This is a genomic window from Enterobacter sp. CM29 (genome assembly GCF_013179605.1).
GTDB classification, from domain to species: Bacteria; Pseudomonadota; Gammaproteobacteria; order Enterobacterales; family Enterobacteriaceae; genus Enterobacter; species Enterobacter intestinihominis.
In genome coordinates, this window is record NZ_JABMCU010000281.1 from 1 (window position 1) to 4,078 (window position 4,078).

Below are 4,078 nucleotides of genomic sequence, written 5' to 3' on the forward strand. Positions count from 1 at the left end.
AACAGACCTCATTTTGGCGTAATTCTGAGCAATGTATTTTTTTTACACACCCATTATGTGATCGCGATCACTCCATTAATATCCTCACCCCCTACATTCATGTGATTCAGATCACACAAAATTCCGCTGTCTGGACAGTTGAACGATTCAGTGCCAGATTTCACAGCATCAGAACAGGGCCCGGCTACCTCTGCCGCCGCACATTAACGATAAACCTCGGGCCACAAGCCTAAGCGTAAACATAAGAAGGGGTGTTTTATGTCATCCGATTTCAAGATCAAAGTGCAAAGCTTTGGTCGTTTCCTCAGCAACATGGTGATGCCAAATATCGGCGCGTTTATCGCGTGGGGTATTATCACCGCATTATTTATTCCGACAGGGTGGTTGCCTAACGAAACGCTGGCGAAACTTGTTGGCCCAATGATTACGTACCTGCTGCCGCTGCTCATCGGTTATACCGGTGGTCGTCTGGTGGGCGGTGACCGTGGTGGTGTCGTGGGTGCCATCACAACCATGGGGGTGATTGTCGGTGCGGATATGCCGATGTTCCTCGGTGCGATGATTGCCGGTCCTCTGGGCGGCTGGGCGATCAAGAAATTTGACGTCTGGGTTGATGGCAAGATCAAATCCGGCTTCGAAATGCTGGTGAACAACTTCTCCGCGGGCATCATCGGGATGATCCTCGCGATTCTGGCGTTCCTCGGCATTGGTCCTGCGGTTGAAGTGCTCTCCAAACTGCTGGCTGCGGGCGTTAACTTCATGGTGGCGCACGACATGCTGCCGCTGGCGTCTATCTTCGTTGAACCGGCGAAAATCCTGTTCCTGAACAACGCCATCAACCACGGTATCTTCTCACCGCTGGGTATTCAGCAGTCACACGATCTCGGCAAGTCCATCTTCTTCCTGATTGAAGCGAACCCGGGTCCGGGTATGGGCGTTCTGCTGGCGTACATGTTCTTTGGTCGCGGCAGCGCGAAACAGTCTGCTGGCGGCGCGGCGATCATTCACTTCCTGGGCGGTATTCACGAAATTTACTTCCCGTATGTGCTGATGAACCCACGTCTGATCCTGGCCGTTATCCTTGGCGGTATGACCGGCGTGTTCACCCTGAGCGTACTGGGCGGTGGTCTGGTGTCTCCTGCTTCTCCAGGCTCTATTCTGGCGGTGCTGGCGATGACCCCGAAAGGCGCCTACTTCGCGAACATCGCGGCGATCTGTGCGGCCATGGCCGTCTCCTTCGTGGTCTCCGCTATCCTGCTGAAAACCAGCAAGGTGAAAGAAGACGACGATATCGAAGCGGCAACCCGTCGTATGCATGACATGAAAGCCGAATCCAAAGGCGCAACGCCGCTGGCGGCGGGTGATGTCTCTAACGACCTGAGCCACGTACGTAAAATTATCGTGGCCTGTGATGCCGGTATGGGTTCCAGCGCAATGGGTGCGGGCGTGCTGCGTAAGAAAGTGCAGGATGCGGGTCTGACCAACATCTCCGTGACCAACAGCGCGATTAACAACCTGCCGCCGGACGTTGACCTGGTGATCACGCACCGCGATCTGACCGAGCGCGCCATGCGTCAGGTGCCGCAGGCGCAGCACATTTCCCTGACCAACTTCCTCGACAGCGGCTTGTACACCAGCCTGACAGAACGTCTGGTTGCGGCCCAGCGCCATGAAGATAACGAAGTGAAGGTGCGCACCAGCCTGCAAGACAGCTTCGACGAGAGCAACGCGCATCTGTTCAAACTGGGCGCAGAAAACATCTTCCTTGGCCGCACGGCGACCAATAAAGAAGAGGCCATTCGCTTCGCCGGTGAGCAGCTGGTGAAAGGCGGCTACGTTCAGCCGGAATACGTTGAGGCGATGCTGGAGCGTGAAAAGCTGACCCCAACCTACCTGGGTGAATCCATCGCGGTTCCGCACGGTACGGTGGAAGCCAAAGACCGCGTGCTGAAAACCGGAGTGGTGTTCTGTCAGTATCCTGACGGCGTGCGCTTCGGTGAAGAAGAGGACGACATCGCCCGTCTGGTGATTGGTATCGCCGCTCGCAATAACGAGCATATCCAGGTGATTACCAGCCTGACCAACGCGCTGGATGACGAAACGGTTATTGAGCGTCTGGCCAATACCACCAGCGTTGAAGAAGTTCTGGCTCTGCTTAACAAGTAACAGCGCCTCTTCCCTCTCCCCCCCCGGGGAGAGGGCTAGGGTGAGGGGAAAACGTTCCTCACCCCAGCCCTCTCGGGTAAAAACATTGATGAAGGTTAACACTATGAAAGCATTACATTTTGGCGCAGGTAATATCGGTCGTGGCTTTATCGGTAAACTGCTGGCAGACGCGGGCATTACCCTGACATTCGCCGATGTGAATCAGGTGGTTCTGGATGCCCTGAATGCCCGTCATAGCTATCAGGTTCACGTGGTGGGTGAAAACGAACAGGTTGAAACGGTCTCTGGCGTCAACGCGGTAAGCAGCATTGGCGACGACGTGATTGACCTCATCGCAAGCGTTGATCTGGTCACCACAGCCGTGGGTCCGGTGGTGCTTGAGCGTATCGCCCCGGCGGTCGCGAAAGGCCTGGCGAAGCGTAAAGCACAAGGCGTTGAAACGCCGCTGAACATCATCGCTTGTGAAAATATGGTGCGCGGCACCACGCAGCTGAAAGGCCACGTTCTGGCCGCTGTGGCTGAGGAAGATAAAGCCTGGGTTGAAGCGCACGTTGGTTTTGTGGATTCCGCCGTTGACCGCATCGTTCCGCCATCAGAATCCGCCACCAACGACCCGCTGGAAGTAACCGTGGAAACCTTCAGCGAGTGGATCGTTGATAAAACCCAGTTTAAAGGCGCGCTGCCGACCATTCCGGGAATGGAATTAACCGATAATCTGATGGCATTTGTCGAACGTAAACTCTTCACGCTGAACACCGGGCATGCTATAACCGCGTACCTCGGGAAATTGGCCGGTCATCAGACGATTCGTGACGCGATCCTCGATGAGAACATCCGTGCGGTGGTCAAAGGGGCAATGGAAGAGAGCGGCGCGGTGCTGATCAAACGCTACGGTTTTGATGCTGATAAACACGCAGCATACATCCAGAAAATCCTCGGTCGTTTTGAAAACCCGTATCTGAAAGATGACGTTGAGCGCGTGGGTCGTCAACCGCTGCGTAAACTAAGCGCGGGTGACCGCCTGATTAAACCGCTGCTGGGCACGCTGGAATACGGTCTGCCGCACGCTAACCTGGTGAAGGGAATCGCTGCCGCAATGCACTACCGCAGCGAGCAGGACCCGCAGGCGATTGAGCTGGCTCAGCTGATTGATAACAAAGGCGCACAGGCTGCGCTGGCGCAGATTTCCGGTCTGGATGCCAACAGTGACGTGGTTGCGGAGGCGGTCAGCGCATACAACGCAACCAAATGATGCAGAGTCCGGCGCAGGTTAGCCTGCGCCCGAATAACAGATTGTCAGATATGCAGGCAATAATGGAACAAACCCAGGCCTTTGAAAATCGTGTGCTTGAGCGTCTGAATGCTGGCAAAACCGTACGAAGTTTCCTGATCGCCGCCGTCGAGCTGTTAACCGAGGCGGTGAACATTCTGGTGCTTCAGGTGTTTCGCAAAGACGACTACGCGGTAAAGTATGCTGTAGAACCGTTACTGGACGGAGACGGACCGCTGGGCGATTTATCGGTACGGCTGAAGCTGATCTACGGTCTTGGCGTGCTCAACCGTCAGGAGTATGAAGACGCCGAGCTGTTAATGGCGCTGCGCGAAGAGCTCAATCATGACGGCAATGAGTACACCTTCACCGATGATGAGATCCTGGGGCCCTTCGGCGAACTGCACTGCGTAGCCGCGCTCCCTCCCGCACCTCAGTTTGATGACAGCGACCCAGAGCTGTACATGATGCAAAAGCTGCGTTATCAACAAGTTGTCCGCTCCACCATGGTGCTTTCCCTGACTGAGCTGATTTCTAAAATCAGCTTAAAAAAAGCGTTTCAGAAGTAAGCCCGCACACATTGGTGTATCCTTCCCTGTAAATTCCCCGTTTTCAGAGTTATTTGTCATGAAAGAAGTCGAA

3 protein-coding genes are annotated in these 4,078 nt (G+C 54.9%); all 3 read left to right on the forward strand.

Going from position 1 to position 4,078, the window contains the following annotated elements; genetic code table 11:
- Positions 1-258: 258 nt before the first annotated feature.
- Entirely contained in the window at positions 259-2,166 is a 1,908-nt protein-coding gene (locus HP459_RS21795) for a PTS mannitol transporter subunit IICBA (RefSeq protein ID WP_022649761.1), read from the forward strand.
- An 88-nt stretch (positions 2,167-2,254) separates the two neighbouring features.
- A complete protein-coding gene (mtlD, locus tag HP459_RS21800) occupies positions 2,255-3,418 on the forward strand; it encodes a mannitol-1-phosphate 5-dehydrogenase (protein ID WP_150312875.1) in 1,164 nt (387 codons plus the stop codon).
- The gene (gene mtlR, locus HP459_RS21805; protein WP_023298873.1) at positions 3,415-4,005 is read left to right on the forward strand and encodes a mannitol operon repressor MtlR; all 591 of its coding nucleotides are present in this window, start codon (positions 3,415-3,417) and stop codon (positions 4,003-4,005) included. Before mtlD ends, mtlR begins: the two co-directional genes overlap by 4 nt.
- Positions 4,006-4,078: the final 73 nt, after the last annotated feature.